Below are 18697 nucleotides of genomic sequence, written 5' to 3' on the forward strand. Positions count from 1 at the left end.
CTCTTGTTGGTGCCTATCCCCTCGAAAGCCCCCGGGAAGCGGATAGGCGACGTTTTCCTTGCCTTCCCGAGATGTCGTCATTTCAGGTCATCCGCGAGCGGACGCGGTCGACCAGCACAGCCAGAATGATGATCACGCCGACCAACGTCTGCTGCCAGTACGAGGAGACCTGGGCCAGCACGAGGCCGTTGCGGATTACCTCCAGCAGCACGCAGCCGACGATGGCCCCGAGCGGACCGCCGATGCCGCCGGCGAGATTGGCACCGCCGATCACGGCCGCCGCGATCACGTTGAGCTCGTAGGACATCGCCATGTTGGCCGGCGCCGATCCGAGCCAGCCGGAGATGATGATGCCCTGCAGGCCCGCGGCGAGCGCGCAGATCACGTAGACCTCGATCTTCACCCGCACCACCGGAATGCCGGTGAGCTCGGCCGCCTTCTCGTTGCCGCCGAGCGCGAAGACGTGGCGGCCGAACGAGGTGTGATGCAGCACCACGGCCATGGTCAGCGCGAGGATCACGAGGTAGATGAACGGCGCCGGCACGCCGAGCACGTCACCGGACGTGAGCGCGTAGAAATAATCGGCGTCCGGCCCTCCCGGGAAGCTGCCGCGTCCGTTGGAGACGACATAGCCGAGCCCGCGCACGATCGAGAGCATGCCGAGCGTGGTGACGAAGGGCGACAGGCCGAGCACGGCGATGCAGAAGCCGTTGACGAGGCCGGCAATCAGCGCGACGCCGAGGCCGGCGAGGATCGAGATGAGCAGGATCAGCCCCGGAACATTGGCGAGCACGGTCTTGCCGTCGGCCGCCATGTGCACCAGCGGCGATCCGGGCGCCGACAGCTCGGTCATCACCATCGATGTGATCATGGCGGAAAAGCACATCATCGATCCCACCGACAGGTCGATACCGCCGGTGATGATCACGAAGGTGACCCCGAGCGTCGCGATGGCGATGAAGGAAAAGTTCTTCGCCACGTTCTGCATGTTGCCCTGGGTGAAGAAGTAGGGGCTGGCGAAATGCATGATCACCAGCAGCACCGCCAGCGCGAGCAGGACGTAGCCGGTCTGCGAGGCGAAGATGCCGCGCTGCCACCACCTGATCTTGCCGACATTGGTGAAGCTGATCGGGGATTCCAAGGGCATGGCCATCACGCCGCCTCCTTCGCACCGGTGATGAGGGCGGTGACCTCCTCGGGGGAGGTCTGGTGAATCGACTTGTCGGCGCGCTTCTCGCCGCGTCGCATGACGACGACGCGGTCGCATACGGCGAACACGTCGGGCATGCGGTGCGAGATCAGCATCACGGCGACGCCCTGCTCCTTGAGCCGGTGGATCAGGCCGAGCACCTGCTCGACCTGGCGCACCGAGATCGCGGCGGTCGGCTCATCCATCATTACCAGCCGCGCATTGGAGAGCCGGGTACGCGCGATCGCGACCGCCTGGCGCTGGCCGCCCGACATCTGTCTGACGAGATCGTCCGGGCGCGTCTCCGAACGCAGCTCGCCGAACAGCTCCAGCGCGCGCGATGCCATCGCCTTGTGGTCGAGCAAGGCAATCGGTCCGAACCTGCGCTTCAACTCGCGGCCGAGGAAGACGTTGGCGGCGGCCGTGAGATTATCCGCCAGCGCGAGGTCCTGGTAGACGACCTCGATGCCTACGGCGCGGGCATCGACCGGCCGGTTGAAATGCACCGCGCTGCCGGCAAAGCGCATCTCGCCATGCGTGGGACGGAAATTGCCGGCGATGATCTTCACCAGCGTCGACTTGCCGGCGCCGTTGTCGCCCATCAGGCCGACCACCTCGCCGGGCCAGACCTGCATATCGACGTCGTGCAGCGCGCGGATCGCGCCGAACTCCTTGCCGATGCCGGTGAGCTCGAGCACCGGTGTCGCGTCAGTCTTCGTCATCAGCGGCGTTTCCTCAGACATAGCGGTTGACCAGGGATTCCAGATATTCCTGCCGGCCCGAGCGCGGCTGCGGATCAAAGCCGGGAGACATCGCGCGGTCGGCGAGATCGGCGAGCGAGCGCTGGCCGCCGAGAATGGCGCGGCCCTCCGGGCTCGCCCAGCCCTCGTAGCGCTTTGCGAGCGGCGCACTCAGCGTGCCGGCGTCGAGCATGTCGGCGGCGGCGAGGAAGGCGCGCGCACAGGCATCCATCGAGCCGACATGGGCATGGATGAGATCATCGGGATCGATCGACTGGCGGCGGATCTTGGCATCGAAATTGAGTCCACCCGTGGTGAAGCCGCCACGGTTCAGGATCTCGTGGAACACCAGCGCCAGCTCCGGCACGTTCATCGCGAACTGGTCGGTGTCCCAGCCGAGCAGATCGTCGCCGCGGTTGATGTCGAGCGAGCCGAACACGCCGAGCGCCTCGGCCAGCGCGACCTCGTGATGGAAGGAATGGCCGGCGAGGATGGCGTGGTTCTGCTCGATGTTGAGCTTGACGTCCTTGAGCAGGTCGTAGCGCTCGAGGAAACCGTAGCAGGTGGCGACGTCGAAATCATATTGATGCTTGGTCGGCTCCTTCGGCTTCGGCTCGATCAGCAGCGGGCCCTTGAAGCCTATTTTGTGCTTGTGCTCGACCACCAGCGAGACGAAGCGGCCGAGCTGGTCGAGCTCGCGCTTGAGATCGGTGTTGAGCAGCGTCTCGTAGCCCTCGCGTCCGCCCCACAGCACGTAGTTCTGCCCACCGAGCTGGTGAGTCACCTCCAGTGCAGCACGGACCTGGCCGGCGGCATAGGTGAAGATGTCAGGGTCCGGATTGGTGGCCGCGCCCGCCATGTAGCGGCGGTGCGTGAACAGGTTCGCAGTGCCCCAGAGCAGGCGGACCTTGCTCGATGCCATCTTCTGCTCGAACAGATCGGCGATGGCATTGAGGTTGGCGACGGACTCGGCGAGGGAGGCGCCTTCCGGCGCCGCATCGACGTCGTGGAAGGTGAAGAAGGGGACGTCCAGCAGGCGGAACAGCTCGAAGGCGGCATCGGCCTTGGCGCGCGCCATCGCCATCGCGTCGGTGCCGTGGTGCCAAGGCCGCAAGAAGGTCTCGCCGCCGAACGGATCGCCGCCCGGCCAGCAGAACGAATGCCAATAGCAGACCGCAAAGCGCAAGTGATCCTCAAGCCGGCGGCCATGCACCAGGCGGTCCTTGTCGTACCAGCGGAAGGCGGGCGCACCTTCGGCCTCCTTGCCGCCGAAGGCGACGGGTGCACTTGCATCGAAGAATTTGGCTGGCGCGTTCACTTAAGGCTCCTTCAATGCGGGATAAAGCGCGCGCCATCGCCGATAGGCCTCGTCATAGGCCGCAGCGACGGACGGGCGGGGTGTGAAGCTTGCGAGCCTGCGCGGGCGCGTGCAGACGTCCGCGGGGTTCTCGCCGGTCGCGGCGAGCCGGCCGAGCCGCGCAGCGCCGAGCGCGGCGCCGACCTCGCCTTCCTCGACGCGGTGGACGGGCATGCCGAGCACGTCGGCGCAGATCTGCGCCCATAGCGGCGAGCGCGAGCCGCCGCCGACGAGATCGACCTCGGCGATCGGCCCGCTGGCTGCGCTCAGCGCCGCCAGATTGTCGCGCGCGGCAAAGGCGACGCCTTCGAGCACGGCCTGCACGATCTCTGAACGCCCGGTCGCGCCGCGCAGACCGACGAAAGCGCCGCTGGCGGCGGCATCGTTGTGCGGCGTGCGCTCGCCGTCGAGATAAGGCAGGAACTGGACCGTGCCAGGTGCATCGACGCGCTCGCCGAGCGGCGCCAGGAGCGCTGCGGCCGGCGTCTCCATCACGCCGGCCAGCCAGGCGAGCGAAGCTGCGGCCGACAGCATCACGCCCATCTGGTGCCAGAGGCCGGGCAGCGCGTGGCAGAAGGCATGCACCGCCGAAGCCGGCGCGGGGGCGAAGCGATCGGTGACGCGGAACAGGACACCCGACGTTCCCAGCGACAGGAAGGCATCGCCCGGCGCGATGGCGCCGAGCCCGATCGCGCTGGCCGCATTGTCGCCGGCGCCGCCCGCGACCACGACATTTTTCGCCATGCCCCAGCGCTGCGCGTATTCAGGCGCGAGCACCGCGCTCACCGCACTGCCCTCGACGAGGCGCGGCATGTGGTGCAGATCGAGCCCGGTGGCATGCAGCAGCAGCGCGGACCAGCGCCGCAGGCCGACGTCGAGCCACAGCGTGCCTGACGCGTCCGACATGTCCTCGACCATCTCGCCGGTGAGGCGATAGCGGACATAGGCTTTCGGCAGCAGCACCTTTGCCACGCGGTCGAAGATCTTCGGCTCGTGCCGTGCCACCCAGAGTAGCTTCGGCGCGGTGAAGCCCGGCATCGCGAGATTGCCGGCAATCGCGTGCAGCGAGGGACAGCGCCGCTCCAGCGCGGCGCATTCGGCCTGCGAGCGGCCGTCGTTCCAGAGGATGGCCGGACGCAGCGGCCGGCCGTCCTCGCCAAGCAGCGTCGCACCGTGCATCTGACCCGACAGCCCGATGCCGCGCACCTGCGCAACCTCGCGCGGATGGCGCGCGGCGAGATCGTCGACGGCGCCGACGGCCGCATCGACCCAGGCGTCGGGATCCTGCTCGGACCACAGCGGCGCCGGGTGCGACAGCGCAAGCTCGCGCGCCGCCGTCGCGACAACCGCGCCGGCTTCGCTCACGAGCACCGCTTTCACACCGGACGTGCCGATGTCGATCCCGAGATACAAATCGTCCTCCCTTTCGCCTGCCGCGGGAGAGCGATCTTGCGTCGCTTTTCCCCGCTGGCGGTCCCGTTTCCAAGTTCACCTGCCGCTAGGGCAGATTGTCCCGCATCACGATGTCGATCCGGATCTTCTCCTGTTCACTCAAGATCGGCTCGCCGCGGGCGAGCGCGAGCAGCACGCGGACGGCCGCGCGCGCTTCATGTCCGGGGTTCTGCGAGATCGCGGCATCCATCACGCCCTGCAGTAGCAAGCGGCGCGTCAGCGCGGTGACGTCGTGTCCGACGAACACCACCTGCTTGTCACGCCCGGCCGCGCCAGAGGCCTTGTCGTTCAACGCCTTGCTGTTCAGCGCTTTGGCGACGCCCTGCGTGCCGGCGCCGACGTTGTAGAGACCGACGATGTCGCCATGCTTGCCGAGCAGCCGCGCCAGCAGCTGCTCCGAACGATCATCTTCATCGCGCCCTTCCAGCACCGGCAGCACGCTGAGATCGGGGAATTCCGTCGCCATCACCTGGTTGAAGCCGAAGATGCGCTCGGCATGGTCGCGCAGGCCCTGCGAGCCCGCGACGATCGCGACCTTGCCGGACCTCTGGCCGACCAGGCGCCCGACCAGCGCGCCGGCGGTGCGGCCCGCGGCGATGTTGTCGATGCCGACATAATGGTGGCGGCGCGAGGACGGCACATCCGAGACCAGCGTCACGACCTTGGCGCCGGCATCGACGAGGTCATTGATGGCGGCGCGGACGCTCGGATGGTCCAGCGCCACCACGGCGACGCCGTCATAGTCGCCGGACAGCGCCTCGAGCGAGGCCGCGAGCGCGGCGGGCTCGAACACGTCGGTTGCGATCATCTCGACATTGAGGCGGCGGGCCGACAGCCAGCCCGCCATCTCGCCGAGATAGGCCTCGATCTGCTGCATGAACGGGTTCGAGCCCGACGGCATCACGAAGGCGAAGCGGCGGGCCCGGCCGCGCGCGAGCTCGGCGGCCGCCACATGCGGCTGGAACGAATTGCGGGCGATGGCGTCCTTGACGCGCCGGACCGTATCCGGGCGGACCCCCGGCCGGTTGTGCAGCACGCGATCGACCGTGGCGAGGCTGACACCGGCCTCGCGGGCGATGTCCTTCAGCGTCAGCACAGTCGGGGTCAAGGTCTCGGCCATGGCTGAAGGCTAGCAGAGGTGTTTTGAGGTACGCAACTCATTTGATGAGGGGGTCGGTCTTTTTGCTTCCCCTTCCAGGAACGGCTCCGCGAGCGGACCGTTGCCGGGGCGTGCATAACGACATCACCCATGATCCCGGCGAGGGGCTGAGCCCGACGCTCGAGCGCAACATCCAGGCGCTGGTGGCGCGGCGGCGCCGCGAGCAGCAGGCGGCACGCGGCCAGGACAAGGTCGCGGACGCGATCACGGCCTTCACCGGCAGCATGATCTTCGTCTACCTGCACCTCGCCTTGTTCGGGTTCTGGATCATCGCCAACCTGCATTGGATTCCGGGAATTCCGGCCTGGGACGAGAGCTTCGTCATGCTGGCGATGATCGCCTCGGTGGAGGCGATCTTCCTCTCCACCTTCGTGCTGATCTCGCAGAACCGCATGACCGCGGCGGCCGACAAGCGCGCCGATCTCGATCTCCAGATCAGCCTGCTCGCCGAGCACGAGCTGACCAAGGTGGCCCGCCTGCTCACTCAGGTCGCCGAGCGGCTCGACGTCAAGCCGGACGCGGAGCGCGACCTGCAGGAGGCGGCCCGGGACATCGCCCCCGAGCGCGTGCTCGACAAGATCGAGGAGACGCGCTCTTGAGCTATCGACGGCCTGGCGCCGACAGCTCCAGCGTCAGGAACAGGCTGTTGGGATCATCGACATAACCTTCGAACGGGCCGCATGCGACGAAACCGTGCGCCAGATAGAGTGCGTGTGCCGGCTTGAAATAGTCCCACGAGCCGGTCTCGAGGCTGAGCCGCGTCATGCCGCGCCCGCGGGCTTCCGCGATGATGTGGCGCAGCATCTGGCCGCCATAGCCGCGCCGGCGCGCGGTCTGCAGCGTGTGCATCGACTTGACCTCGCCGTGGCCAGTCGAAAGCGTCTTCAACGCGCCGGTGGCGACCAGCGTCTCGCCGTCCCAGCCGGTCCAGAACGCGACCTCTGGCGCACGCAGGCCCGCGAGATCGAGCGCATGGGCGCTGCCCGGCGCCGTCTGCGCCCGCGCGGCCGTGACGTGATGATCGAGCAGCGCGACGACGCGCGCATCAGAGGTGTCGCCGGTCCGGATCTGCATCGTGCTCGTCTCCACGCTTTGCCCTCACATCTTGCCGTAGGACGCGCCGCGCCTGACGATGATGACGTAGCGCGCGTCCTGCTTGGTTTCGTTCTCGAAGATCACCGCGCGCATCACGTCGAAATCCAGACAATCGCCCTCGCGCAGCCGCACCGCCTTGGCGTCGATATGCACAGCGATGGCGCCCTCCAGCATCAGGAGCTGCTGGGTGAAGGCGTTGCGGCCCCAGGGGCTGTAGGAGACGCGCGCGCCGGCGGGAAGGTCGACCACGATGATCTCGATGCCGCTGGCCGCATCCGGCGGCGAGGCGTGCCGCCGGCGATAGCCGCTGTCGGGGTCGCGCCAGAGCGGCTGGTCCGCCAGCCGCACCAGGCGCTCCGGCGGCTTCTCGGTGAGCGCGACGACATCGCTGAGCGTGACGTCGAGCGCCGCGCAGAGCTTGTTGAGCAGCGCCGCCGTCGCACTGCTCTGTGCCCGCTCCACCCGCCCGATCATGGCCCGGCTGACGCCGGAGCGGCCTGCAAGCTCGTTCAACGTCATTCCGGCCTGCGTCCGCAGCGTCTTCAGGCGCCGACCGATGGCGCGATCGAGTTTTTGCTGGTCCATGGGTTTCATCCGAACATCGCCCGATACAAGGACCGCATCCGCCGGGGTGAGAGAAGCTTAGCGCGCGCGGAGGCACACGCCGGGAGCGGCAGTCCAATATATTAGAAATTTTGCGCAGGCCGTACGCCCGATTAGGATGCGCCCCAACCACAAAAAATCGGAGGCGACGAATGGATGGCCCGACGCAGCGGAGGATCAAAGCCAACGGCATCAGCCTCAATGTCGCCGAGCAGGGCGACGGGCCTATGGTGCTGCTCTGCCATGGCTTTCCGGAAGGCTGGTACTCCTGGCGGCATCAACTCGAGGCGCTGGCGGCGGCTGGCTACCACGCGGTCGCACCGGATATGCGCGGCTACGGAAAGAGCGACCGGCCCGAAGCGATCGATCAATACACGATCCTCCATATGGTCGGCGATCTCGTCGGCGTGCTCGACGCGTTCGAGGCAAAGGACGCCGTCATCGTTGGACATGACTGGGGCGCGACAATCGCTTGGCACACGGCGCGCCTGCGGCCCGATCGCTTCCGGGCCGCCGCGATCCTCAGCGTACCGTATCGGCCGCGCAGTCCCGTGCGGCCGACGAGCGTCATGCCGCAGACGGCGGATGCGCAGTTCTATCAGCTGTACTTCCAGGAGCCAGGTATCGCCGAAGCGGAGTTCGAGCGGGATCCTCGCGCAACGCTCGGCGCCATGCTCTTCGGCGGCTCCGGCGAAGGGGCGACCGCGATCCGCGCCAATGCCGAGCGTCAAGGGCGGACCGTCGCGGTCGGCATGGTCTCCCGCAAGAGCGGCATGCTGCCGAAGGTGCCGGTGCCGCTACCGTCCTGGCTGAGTGCCGCCGAACTCGACCACTACGCTGCCGAATTTGAGCGCAGCGGCTTTCGCGGGCCGCTCAATTACTACCGAAACATCGATCGCAATTGGGAGCTGATGGCAGCATTCGAGGGCATGCAGGTGGTGGTGCCCTCGCTCTTCGTCGCCGGCGACCATGACATGGTCATCGCCTTCCCCGGTGCCGCCGAACATCTCGCCAACATGAAGCAATGGGTGCCGCAGCTGCGCGAAATCAAGATGCTGCCCGGCTGCGGACATTGGACGCAGCAGGAGCGGCCGGCGGAGGTGAACGCGGCGATCGTCCAGTTTCTGAGAAGCCTGCCGAACTAAGGGCTGGAGCGGGCGAAGGGAATCGAACCCTCGTATGCAGCTTGGGAAGCTGCCGTTCTACCATTGAACTACGCCCGCGATGTGCGCTTTGCGCCCCTCTTGATTAGCCGAGACGGCGCCTGCCGCCAAGCGGTTTGGCGCGACCAGCGGGGCGGTTGTTAACGTCCTGATAAGATTCCAGGTGCGCCGGATTGTGGCGGTGTTATGATCGCTTCTCCGGAGAGAAACGTGCACTGAGTGGGGCGTGTGCATGGTGGGGCGGGCTTACGCGATATTCGATACGGCCATCGGCCGTTGCGGCATCATCTGGAGCGGCACCGGCGTGGTCGCCGTGCAATTGCCGGAGGCGCGGGAGATCGACACCCGCCGCCGGATTTTCCAGGTCCATCCCGAGGCGCGGGAGCAGCGCCCGTCCGAGAACGCTGAGCTTGCGATCGAGGGCATCACGGGCCTGCTGCAAGGTCACGATCCCGACTTCTCCGAGGTCAGCCTGGACGCCGGCGGGGTGCCCGGCTTCGACCGGCGCGTCTACGAGTACACCTGCAGCATTCCGCGCGGAGAGACACGCACCTATCACGAGGTCGCCCGGGCGCTGGGCGCCTCCGGCGCGTCCTATTCCGTGGCGCAGGCGATTGCGAAAAATCCCTTCATGCTGATCGTGCCCAGCCACCGGGTGCTGGAGGCTGGCAATTACACTGACCGGCTCTCGCCCTATGGCGGCGTGATCTCCAAGCGGCGGCTGCTGGCGCTGGAAGGGGCCCATCCCATCGCCAGCAAGACGCTGTTCGAGGTGCTGCTGCCGGTTGCTCCGCCCCGCGCGCCTACCTAAATACGCGGGATGCACGCCACCACGTTGCTGACGACGCCCTCGATCACGGCTTCCGAGTTTCGCTGCGATGCGGGACCGGACGACAGGCCGTTTGCGGAATGCCGCACCGGCCATTCCATCGCCTATGTGCGCTCCGGCAGCTTCGGCTGCCATTGCCGCGCCGGCTTCTTCGAGCTGGTGGCGGGCTCGATGCTGATCGGCGCCCCCGGCGAGGAATACACCTGCACGCATGAGCACGTGTCCGGCGACGTCTGCCTCGGCTTCTTCTTCAGCGAGGACCTGGTCGACGCCCTCGGCGGGCGGCGCGAGGTCTGGCAGATCGGCGCAACGCCGCCGCTGCCCGAGCTGATGGTGCTGGGCGAGCTGGCCCAGACGGCAGCAGAAGGCAACAGCGATCTCGGCCTCGACGAGATCGGCCAGATCCTGGCCGGCCGTTTTGTCGACGCCGTCTCGGGCAAAGCGCGCAAGCCGGCCACTCCCACCGCACGCGACCGCCGCCGCGCGGTGGAGGCGGCGCTGTGGATCGACGATAACTCGCATGCCGAGCTCGACCTCGAGCAAGCAGCCAAGCAGGCGAGATTGAGCCCGTTTCATTTCCTGCGGCTGTTCTCGGCCGTGCTCGGTGTCACCCCGCATCAATATCTGGTGCGCTCCCGGCTGCGCCACGCGGCACGGCTGCTCGCTGACGAGGACATCGCCGTCACCGATATCGCCTATGACGTCGGCTTCGGCGATCTCTCCAATTTCGTCCGCACCTTCCATCGCGCCGCCGGCGTGTCGCCGACCAAGTTCCGGCAGGCGTCGAAGGGGGAGCGCAAGATTCTCCAAGAGCAGCTTGCCCTCAACTGACTAGGGTCGTCTCCGGCGCGTGCCCTTCGCGGCACGCTTCTTCGCAATGGAGACGAACATGTACGACCACATCGGATTGCGCGTTGCCGACCTCGACGCCGCCACGCGCTTCTACAGCGCGGTGCTGGCGCCGCTCGGTTTTGTCCTGTGCTCGAGCGGCGACGGTTATGCCGGTTTCGGGCCGAAGGGCGAGCCGGCGCTGTGGCTGCACCTGAACAAGGGCCGCAAGGCAGATGGTGCGCATATCGCGTTTCGCGCCAAGGATCACGACGCAGTCAAGGCGTTCCATAGCGAAGGGCTGAAGAGCGGCGGTCGCGACAATGGCGGCGCCGGCCCACGCAGGGATTACAGCCCGACCTACTACGCCGCGTTTCTGATCGACCCTGATGGCAACAATGTCGAGGCGGTTTGTGTGTGAGCGCTAGCCACTCGCTCCGTCATTGCGAGATCGCGTAGGGTGGGCGAAGCGTAGCGTGCCCACCAATTGCTCGCGACAACGCCCGATGAATGGTGGGCACGGCGCGCGAAGAGCGCGCCTTTGCCCACCCTACGCATTCCAGGAGAGATCATGGCCTCCATCCACAACGACATCTCCCTCCCCGCCTCCGCGCGCGACGTCTGGGACGCGGTGCGCGATTTCGGCGCGCTGCATCGGCGGCTGGTGCCGGGCTTCGTCACCGCGTGCACGCTCGACGGCGATGCGCGCATCGTCACCTTTGCCAACGGCTCGGTCGCGCGCGAGGTGCTGGTCGATTGCGACGATACGCGGCGGCGCCTCGTCTATGCCATCAGCAACGAGCGGCTGAGGCATTACAGCGCCTCGGTGCAGGTCATTGCCGAGGGCGAGGCGAGCTGCCGCCTCGTCTGGATCATCGACATGCTGCCGAACGAGCTCGCGCCCTACGTTCAGGGGCAAACCAAGGAGGCGGTGGCCGCCATGCACAAGGCGTTTCCGCCCGCGGCAGCCTGATCGTTCACTGTGAGTTTTCTCACAGAAGCCCGTCCTCGCCGGCCGTAACCATGCCCGCGTGCGTCCGGTCGGCTCTGCTCTCCCGGCGGCGCCACGCACGCGAGGAGCATGCCATGAGAGGTGCGGACAAGGTGATCTGCCAGGCGGCCGCGATGCTGCTGCTGTTTTCAATCTCGAGCGTGCCGGCAAAGGCGCAATTCCTCGGCGGCGGCGGTGCCGGCGGCGAGGACATGATGACCCGGATGGCGCCGATGCTGGAGATGATGAAGGCGAAGATGGGCAAGCGCCGCTTCGCCATGCTGATGCAGACCATGGGCCCGATGATGAGCCGCATGATGGAGAACGGCGGCGGCGGGCTCGGCGGCATGATGGGCGGCGACAATTTCGGCGGCGGATTCGGTGCACCGAGCTACGGCGGTTACGCGCCGATGGGCGGCGGCACCATGCCGGTCGGGATCGGCAGCATGGGCGGCGGCGACATCATGGGCATGCTCGGCGGCAGCGGCGGCAGCGACATGATGGCGATGATCCCGCAATTGATGCGTCTCGCCAATAACGGCGGCGGCCATCGCCGCCACAAGCGTCGCTAGTCCGCAGCCGAAAGCGCCGGCTTGATCGCAGGCTTCGTCTCGCGCGGTCCCCAGCGTGTCAGCACGACGCTGGAGCACGACAAGAGGCCGAGCACGACCATCGAGCTCGCGGCGAGCCAGAAGAAGCTCTGCGCGCTGGCGCCGTGCCTCGACAGCCACCAGCCGATTCCGGCGATGTAGATCAGCCGCGCGGTCTGCGCCAGCACGGGCCCGATCACCTTGGCCGCGCCTTGCGAGGAGAAATACATCGTCGTTGCCAGGCCGAAGAAGGCGTAGAACGGCCCGACGGTCGAAAGATATTGATGGCTCGCCGCGCGCACCGCCACACTGTCGGTGAACATGTTGACCCAGAGATCGGGGAAGATCGCAACGAGGCACGCCGGCACGCCGACCGCCACGAAAGCAGCAACGCTGGCGGTCCAGGCGATGCGCCGGGCCCGCGCGATGCGGCCGGCGCCGATCGCCATCCCGACCATCGGCACGCAGGCGATGCCGAACGAGAATGCGATCGAGGTCAGCAGGAATTCGAGCCGCGCGCCGACGCCGTAGCCGGCGAGGATCGCAGTGCCGAACTGCGCCAGCATGTGCGTGAAGATCGAGATCGTCAGCACCGATTGCAGCGGCGAGAAGCAGGCGATGGCGCCGACCTTGAGGATGTCGAAGAACATCGCCCATTGGATGCGCAGGCCGCGCAGCTTCAGCGTGATCCGCGCGCGGCCGGAGAACAGGTACCAGCTCATGATGCCGATGTTCATAGTGTAGGCGATCAGCGCGCCAGCGGCGACGCCGCGCATGCCGAACTGCGGCACTGGCCCGAGCCCGAGACCGAGCGTGCCGCCGAGCACGATCTGCCAGGCCGCGGAGTTGAGGATCAGGAACGACGGCAGCTTCATGTTGCCGGTACCGCGCAAGATGCCCGCCATGGTGTTAAGCAGCCAGGGCAGCACGGCGCCGCCGAAGAACACCTGCGTGTAGGCGATCGCATGCGTCAGCACATTGCCGCGGCCGCCGAGCATCTCGAGCAGCCTCGGCCCGAAGATCAACATGCCCAGCATGAAGACGAATCCGAAGCTGATGCCGATGAGCATCGCGTGCACGGCCAATGTGCCGGCGCGCTCGCGATTGCCGGCGCCGAGCGCACGCGCGATGGCCGAGGCCACCGCGCCGCCCATGGCGCCGCCGGACATCGTCATGGTCAGAATGATCGTCGGAAACACCAGCGCCATCGCCGCCAGCGCCTCGACGCCGAGCCGGCCGACATAGGAGGTCTCGGCGATCACCACGCAAATGCCGGCCGACAGACCGATCGCGTTCGGCCAGGCGAGCGACAGCAGCGTGCGCAGAATCGGCCCCTCGGTCAGGGCGCTTCTGATCGGCGGCGGAGGCGGCGGCAGTGGGCGCTCTTGCTCATCGACCGGGATTTCGGCGATGTCGGACATGTCCTCTCCCGGGCGCAGGCGCCGTTTGCAGCGCAGCAATCACTTGGTGTGCCAATGGCGTCGTTCGCGCGAATGGCGCGGCTGAGGCGTGTTAGCACGGCGTGCTCCGATTCTGCCTGCGCCCGATGCAGGCGTGCCCTGCGGCAGCGCATTTCAAGCGGTGGAATTCGTTCTTCTCCCTCTCCCCGTTCTTACGGGGCCGCGACGAGCCTTGCTCGCGCCGAGAGCGTCGGGGTGAGGGGCTCTATTCGCGAAGACGGCGAGAGCTGGACTCGCGGAGACTCCCCCTCATCCGGATTGCATCTTCGATGCAATCCGACCTCTCCCCGCAAGCGGGGCGAGGTGAGGCCCGCTGCGGCCGTCGCCTAACCGATGGTCCACACCAGCGGTGGGCGCCCGCCTACCGCGGTGCGCATCTGCACGCCGATGTGCCGGCCGCAGCCTGCGGCGAGCCCTTCGAACAATCCCTCCAGCACCTTGGCGCAGGCGCGATGATAATCGGCGACGTCGTCCATCAGCTTCCAGCTCTGCTGGCGGATCTCGAACGTGCCTTCCGATTGCGTCATCTCGGCCGCATCATCCTGCGCGGCGAGCAGCGCGTTCAGGAACGATGCGAATTCTCGCGCGCTGCCGCGGGTCGTCACCAGCGCCGCGGCGACCTCGTTGAAATATTGCATGCCGATCAGCTTGCCGGTGAGGTGCAGCAGATAGCCGGCATCCTCCGGGCCGAACAGCTGCACCATCACGGGCGCGGCGGTGCGGACATATTCCATCGCGTAATTGCGATAGGCCTTTTCCAGCCGCGGTCTTGGCCAGCTCGCGACCGGCAAGGCGGGCGCCGTCTTCGCATCGAACAAAGGCGCTTCCAGGTGCCGCGCGAATACGAGGCGCTGGTCGAGCTCGAGCGGATGGTCGTAGAGATGGTAATAGCCTTCGAGCCCGTCCTGGCCGTCGACGCTCTGCTTGGTGCAGACGAAGCCGAGCCTGAGATCGCCGAGGGCTGCGCCATTGTTGGCGTGCCAGCCGCGCAGCATGGCGCGTGAGACTTCGCCCGGCACGCCACAGATCGCAGTGCCCTTCCAGATCCAGCGCGGCGGCGGATAGCGGATCCAAGCCTTGGTGTCGCTCTCGTACATGTATTCGACATGCACGCCGCCGATCCAGTTGGAGAGATAGTGATATTGCGCAGCCGCGACCGCCGGCGGCAGATGGTCGATCCCGAGCTTTTTGAGCCCCGGCAGGAAACGCTCCTGCTGCTGGCGACGAAACACGCGGAAGACGAATTCTGCGGCATCCGCCGTGCCGCGGCGCGTGACGACGGTGAGGATCAGCCCGGTGAAGTAAGCGTGATAGAGATCGGCGACGGCGCGCCAGCGCTTCCATTGCGCGTGCTGCGCGAGGTCTGGTGCGATAGTCATGTTCGCTCCCGGCTTGTTGTTTTGCGGGAGTGTGTCATCGCGGATCGGGTGACGCAACCGGACGCGCTCTCGGTGTTATCGCCCGCGAAGGCGGGCGATCCAGTACTCCGAGATGGTCATGCTTGAATCGAGAGGCCGCGGCGTACTGGATTCCCCGCCTCCGCGGGGAATGACAGCGGTGGGTGAGGTTAGCACTACACCCTGAAATGCTTGCTGAGCTTCAGGCCTTGCGCCTGGTAATTCGAGCCGATGCGCTGGCCGTACATCGCGTCGGGGCGGGCCAGCATCTTCTCGTAGACGAGGCGGCCGACGATCTGGCCGTGCTCGAGGATGAACGGCACCTCGCGCGAGCGCACCTCCAGCACGGCGCGCGATCCCAGCCCGCCAGCGCCGGCATAGCCGAAGCCGGGATCGAAAAAGCCGGCATAGTGCACGCGGAATTCGCCGACTAGGGGGTCGAACGGCACCATCTCAGCGGCGTAGTCGGGCGGCACCTGCACCGCTTCCTTGGAGGCGAGGATGTAGAACTCGCCGGGGTCGAGGATCAGGCTGCCGTCGGGACGCGCCGAGATCGGCTCCCAGAAATCCTCCACCGCGTAGCCCGCGCGGCGGTCGACATCGACGACGCCGGTGTGGCGCTTGGCGCGATAGCCGACGAAGCCGCTCGCCTTCTCGCCGGAGAGATCGACCGAGACGGCAACGCCGCCCGAGAGATCGGCATCGTCGATGTCGACGAGACGCTCGCTGGCGTGCAGCGCATCGAGCTCGTCGGCATTGAGGATGGCATCGCCGGTGCGGAAGCGCACCTGGCTGAGACGCGAGCCCTCGCGCACCAGCACAGGAAACGTCTTCGGGCTGATCTCGGCGTAGAGCGGGCCGTGATAGCCGGCGCCGATCATGTCGAAGCGGCGGGTGCCGTCGGCGATGACGCGGGTGAAGACGTCGAGCCGGCCGGTCGAGCTCTTCGGATTGGCGGCAGCGACGATCTCCGGCGGCAGGGCCAGACTCTCGAGCAGCGGCACGATGTAGACGCAGTTGGTCTCGAGCACCGCGCCGTCGGCGAGGCTGAACTCGTGCAGCTTCAGCTCGTCGATGCGCTCGGCCACGGTGGCACCGGGCCCGGGGAGGAAGCTGGCACGGACGCGATAGGCGATGTCACCGAGGCGCAGATCGAGGCTCGCCGGCTGGATCTGGCTCTCGACGAAGTCGTAGGCGGGCAGGATGAGACCTTCTTCCGCCATCGCCGCGATCATGCGGTCGGGCAGGATACCATTGGCGTCGGCGGCGACCGTGAACGTCAACCGGGGGGTCCTCATCAGGGGCCGAATGCATCCGGACATGCCGGAAATACAAGTCTTTTACGGCTATCCGATGGACGCCTTGACGGAAAGGGCATTGCGGAATATGAGCATCACTTATCCCGTGGTGATTTGAGCCGGCCGGCTTGCAGCCACGTTAAATAAGTCGCTAAACAGGCCGGGGACCTCTGTGATCCCGGCCCGTGGAGATATCCAGGCCGGTTTTTTTGTGACCGTTTTCGCCTCGACGGTCATGTCGGAGAGGGTCCTATGTCGAAGTCGTCTGCCACTTATCGCCCCGAAACCCGCCTGGTCCATTCCGGCACCCTGCGCTCGCAATATGGCGAGACCTCGGAGGCGCTGTTCCTGACGCAAGGCTATGTCTACGCCAGCGCGGAGGAGTGCGAGGCGCGCTTCAAGGGCGAAGATCCCGGCTTCATCTATTCGCGCTATTCCAACCCGACGATTGCAATGTTCGAGCGCCGCATGATCGAGCTCGAAGGCGCCGAGGCCGCGCGCTCGGCGGCAACCGGCATGGCGGCGGTGACGACTGCGATCCTGGCGCCGCTCAAGGCCGGCGATCACGTGGTCGCCTCCCGTGCGCTGTTCGGCTCCTGCCTCTACGTCATCCAGGACCTGTTGCCGCGCTACGGCATCGAGGCCACGCTGGTCGACGGGCTCGATCTCGACCAGTGGCAACGCGCGCTGAGGCCCAACACCAAGACGTTCTTCCTGGAGAGCCCGACCAACCCGACGCTGGACGTGCTCGACATTCCCTCGATTGCCGAGATCGCGCACAAGGGCGGCGCGCGGCTCGTCGTCGACAACGTGTTCGCGACGCCGATCTGGCAGAGCCCGCTCGCGCTCGGCGCCGACGTCGTCGTCTACTCTGCGACCAAGCACATCGACGGCCAGGGCCGCTGTCTCGGCGGCATCATCCTGTCCTCGGAAGCCTTCATCGCCGAGCACATCCACAATTTCATGCGCCAGACCGGCCCGTCGATTTCGCCGTTCAATGCCTGGGTCCTGCTCAAGGGCCTGGAGACGCTGGGCGTGCGCGTGCGCGCGCAGACCGACAATGCCGCGCGCGTCGCCGAGGTGCTGGCGAGCCATCCGAAGATTTCGCGGCTGGTTTATCCCGGCCGCGCCGATCATCCGCAGGCGGCGCTGGTGAAGAAGCAGATGCGCGGCGGCTCGACGCTGGTCGGCTTCGAGGTGAAGGGCGGCAAGGCGGCGGCGTTCCGTGTGCTCAACGAATTGAAGCTTGCCAAGATCTCCAACAATCTCGGCGACGCCAAGAGCCTCGTCACGCATCCGGCGACGACGACGCATCAGCGCCTCAAGCCGGAAGACCGCGCCGCGCTCGGCATCAGCGAGGGATTTATCCGCTTCTCGGCGGGGCTCGAGCACGCGGATGACCTGATCGAGGATCTCACCGCGGCGCTGGAGAAGGCGTGAGGGAAGCGAGGTCTCGTAGGGTGGATTAGCCGAAGGCGTAATCCACCTCTGCTGCATCCGCGGAGATAGACAGTGGTGGGTTACGGCTTCGCCTAACCCACCCTACGCGCCCTCTCACATCGGCCGGTACGTTCTCACATCGGCGGGCACGCTCACACCGAGCTTGATCTGGCCGACGGAGCGGATGATGTCGTCGCCGAGCAGCTGGGCGAAGCAGGCATAGCCCCAATCGTTCATGTGCAGGCCGTCGGCGATGACGAAGCCCTCGACCGGGATCGACTGGTTCTCGTGCCAGTCGCGCATCACCTCGAAGCGCGGGAAAATGCCGACCTTGCGGAGCTCGGCGACGTTGCCGAGCAGCTTGATCATCTTGCCGGCGCTCTCCTTGCGCTGGTTGACGGCCGGCGAATATTGCGGATCGACCAGCACGATGTCGGTGCCGCCGGCGGCCTGAATGCGGCTGATGCCGTCCTCGACCAGCTTGGCCGTATCGGCAGGATCGAGATTGCGCAGCACGGCGTTGGTGCCGACTTGCCAGATCACGAGATCCGGATGCCTGTCGATCACCTGCGTCTGCAGACGCTTCATCATCTCGGGGGCGTCCTCGCCGCCGACGCCGGCATTGATGACGCTGATGTCGGCGGTCGGATAGTGCCGGCGCAGCTGCGCGGCGAGACGATTGGGGTAATTGAACTCCGGCGAGCTCGCGCCGAACCCTTGAGTCGACGAGGAGCCGAACGCGACGATGACGACGGGCTGGCCGGCGGCCAGCTTGCTCGCGACATGCGGCAGCGAGCCCATCGCCTTGGAGCCGCCCTTCGGCGGCAGGCAGGGCACCCGGCTGAAGATGTCGGCGGCGGACTTCGCGACCTCCTTCACCTTGTCGATGGCGCGCGAGGTGACGCCGCGCTGCTCGGGCGACCTCGCGGCGACGGTGGTCTGGGACGGCGCAGCGGGTGCGGGATCAGGCGACTGGGAGGGTGCGGGGGTCGCCGGCTGAGCGGCCGGCGTCTGCGCATGCGCGGCGGGCGTCAGCAACAACAGCACTGCTGTTGCAGGCACGGCTAGCCATGACGTCAGGCAAAAAGGGCGGAGAGAACTCATTA

Annotated in this window: 19 protein-coding genes, 1 tRNA gene and 1 riboswitch; of the genes, 8 read left to right on the forward strand and 12 right to left on the reverse strand. The window is 66.7% G+C overall.

The window, feature by feature from the left end:
• Positions 1-82 precede the first annotated feature (82 nt).
• From I6F36_RS18275 to I6F36_RS18295, 5 genes are all read right to left on the reverse strand, one after another.
• Positions 83-1153 carry an ABC transporter permease gene (locus tag I6F36_RS18275; protein ID WP_036020476.1) on the reverse strand — a complete coding sequence of 357 codons (1071 nt, stop codon included), beginning with the start codon at positions 1151-1153 and terminating at the stop codon, positions 83-85.
• Positions 1153-1911: an ATP-binding cassette domain-containing protein gene (locus I6F36_RS18280; RefSeq protein ID WP_109145592.1), complete on the reverse strand. Its 759-nt coding sequence runs from the start codon at positions 1909-1911 to the stop codon at positions 1153-1155. The genes I6F36_RS18275 and I6F36_RS18280 overlap by 1 nt, the downstream gene beginning before the upstream one ends.
• Before the next feature lie 13 nt (positions 1912-1924).
• Positions 1925-3247 (reverse strand): xylose isomerase, encoded by a 1323-nt coding sequence (gene xylA / locus I6F36_RS18285; RefSeq protein ID WP_225171903.1) that lies wholly within the window; start codon positions 3245-3247, stop codon positions 1925-1927.
• Complete coding sequence (xylB, locus tag I6F36_RS18290) at positions 3248-4699, reverse strand: xylulokinase (protein WP_225128500.1); 1452 nt, start codon at positions 4697-4699, stop codon at positions 3248-3250.
• A gap of 85 nt (positions 4700-4784) precedes the next feature.
• Positions 4785-5858 (reverse strand): LacI family DNA-binding transcriptional regulator, encoded by a 1074-nt coding sequence (locus I6F36_RS18295; RefSeq protein WP_225171904.1) that lies wholly within the window; start codon positions 5856-5858, stop codon positions 4785-4787.
• Positions 5859-5968: 110 nt separating this feature from the next.
• On the opposite strand from I6F36_RS18295, the gene I6F36_RS18300 reads away from it, so the two are divergent.
• Complete coding sequence (locus tag I6F36_RS18300) at positions 5969-6496, forward strand: DUF1003 domain-containing protein (RefSeq protein ID WP_225171905.1); 528 nt, start codon at positions 5969-5971, stop codon at positions 6494-6496.
• 1 nt (position 6497) lies between these two features.
• On the opposite strand, the gene I6F36_RS18305 is transcribed toward I6F36_RS18300, so the two are convergent.
• Together I6F36_RS18305 and I6F36_RS18310 are read right to left on the reverse strand one after the other, a co-directional pair.
• Positions 6498-6971, reverse strand: coding sequence for a GNAT family N-acetyltransferase (locus tag I6F36_RS18305; RefSeq protein ID WP_225157563.1), 474 nt, complete (start codon positions 6969-6971; stop codon positions 6498-6500).
• Positions 6972-6995: 24 nt separating this feature from the next.
• On the reverse strand, positions 6996-7577 hold the full coding sequence (locus I6F36_RS18310; protein ID WP_225153239.1) for a helix-turn-helix domain-containing protein: 582 nt from the start codon (positions 7575-7577) through the stop codon (positions 6996-6998).
• 170 nt (positions 7578-7747) lie between these two features.
• Between I6F36_RS18310 and I6F36_RS18315 the strand changes: the two genes are divergently transcribed.
• Entirely contained in the window at positions 7748-8740 is a 993-nt protein-coding gene (locus I6F36_RS18315; protein ID WP_225171906.1) for an alpha/beta fold hydrolase, read from the forward strand.
• 4 nt (positions 8741-8744) lie between these two features.
• Here I6F36_RS18315 and I6F36_RS18320 read toward each other — a convergent pair.
• Positions 8745-8818: transfer RNA gene (locus I6F36_RS18320), tRNA-Gly, on the reverse strand.
• Between the two features lie 172 nt (positions 8819-8990).
• Here I6F36_RS18320 and I6F36_RS18325 point away from each other — a divergent pair.
• From I6F36_RS18325 to I6F36_RS18345, 5 genes are all read left to right on the forward strand, one after another.
• Complete coding sequence (locus I6F36_RS18325) at positions 8991-9569, forward strand: methylated-DNA--[protein]-cysteine S-methyltransferase (RefSeq protein WP_036020437.1); 579 nt, start codon at positions 8991-8993, stop codon at positions 9567-9569.
• A 9-nt stretch (positions 9570-9578) separates the two neighbouring features.
• Complete coding sequence (locus I6F36_RS18330) at positions 9579-10418, forward strand: helix-turn-helix domain-containing protein (protein ID WP_225171907.1); 840 nt, start codon at positions 9579-9581, stop codon at positions 10416-10418.
• A gap of 58 nt (positions 10419-10476) precedes the next feature.
• Positions 10477-10836 (forward strand): VOC family protein, encoded by a 360-nt coding sequence (locus I6F36_RS18335; RefSeq protein WP_035996395.1) that lies wholly within the window; start codon positions 10477-10479, stop codon positions 10834-10836.
• 150 nt (positions 10837-10986) lie between these two features.
• On the forward strand, positions 10987-11388 hold the full coding sequence (locus tag I6F36_RS18340) for an SRPBCC family protein (RefSeq protein WP_225128488.1): 402 nt from the start codon (positions 10987-10989) through the stop codon (positions 11386-11388).
• Between the two features lie 113 nt (positions 11389-11501).
• Positions 11502-11978 carry a hypothetical protein gene (locus I6F36_RS18345; RefSeq protein ID WP_225171908.1) on the forward strand — a complete coding sequence of 159 codons (477 nt, stop codon included), beginning with the start codon at positions 11502-11504 and terminating at the stop codon, positions 11976-11978.
• Here the strand turns inward: I6F36_RS18345 and I6F36_RS18350 are convergent.
• From I6F36_RS18350 to I6F36_RS18360, 3 genes are all read right to left on the reverse strand, one after another.
• The gene (locus I6F36_RS18350) at positions 11975-13417 is read right to left on the reverse strand and encodes an MATE family efflux transporter (protein WP_225171909.1); all 1443 of its coding nucleotides are present in this window, start codon (positions 13415-13417) and stop codon (positions 11975-11977) included. The two genes, I6F36_RS18345 and I6F36_RS18350, sit on opposite strands and share 4 nt — an antisense overlap.
• 365 nt (positions 13418-13782) lie before the next feature.
• On the reverse strand, positions 13783-14835 hold the full coding sequence (locus I6F36_RS18355) for a hypothetical protein (RefSeq protein ID WP_225171910.1): 1053 nt from the start codon (positions 14833-14835) through the stop codon (positions 13783-13785).
• 194 nt (positions 14836-15029) lie between these two features.
• A complete protein-coding gene (locus I6F36_RS18360; RefSeq protein ID WP_035996377.1) occupies positions 15030-16136 on the reverse strand; it encodes a 2'-deoxycytidine 5'-triphosphate deaminase in 1107 nt (368 codons plus the stop codon).
• Positions 16137-16247: 111 nt separating this feature from the next.
• Positions 16248-16327: riboswitch (SAM riboswitch) on the forward strand.
• A 76-nt stretch (positions 16328-16403) separates the two neighbouring features.
• On the opposite strand from I6F36_RS18360, the gene I6F36_RS18365 reads away from it, so the two are divergent.
• Positions 16404-17591, forward strand: coding sequence for an O-succinylhomoserine sulfhydrylase (locus tag I6F36_RS18365; protein WP_035996376.1), 1188 nt, complete (start codon positions 16404-16406; stop codon positions 17589-17591).
• A gap of 114 nt (positions 17592-17705) precedes the next feature.
• Here the strand turns inward: I6F36_RS18365 and I6F36_RS18370 are convergent, their stop codons facing one another.
• Positions 17706-18695, reverse strand: coding sequence for an SGNH/GDSL hydrolase family protein (locus I6F36_RS18370; protein WP_225128477.1), 990 nt, complete (start codon positions 18693-18695; stop codon positions 17706-17708).
• Between the last annotated feature and the right edge of the window lie 2 nt (positions 18696-18697).

Origin of the sequence: Bradyrhizobium sp. BRP19 (assembly GCF_020194195.1) — a bacterium.
GTDB lineage: Bacteria > Pseudomonadota > Alphaproteobacteria > Rhizobiales > Xanthobacteraceae > Bradyrhizobium > Bradyrhizobium yuanmingense.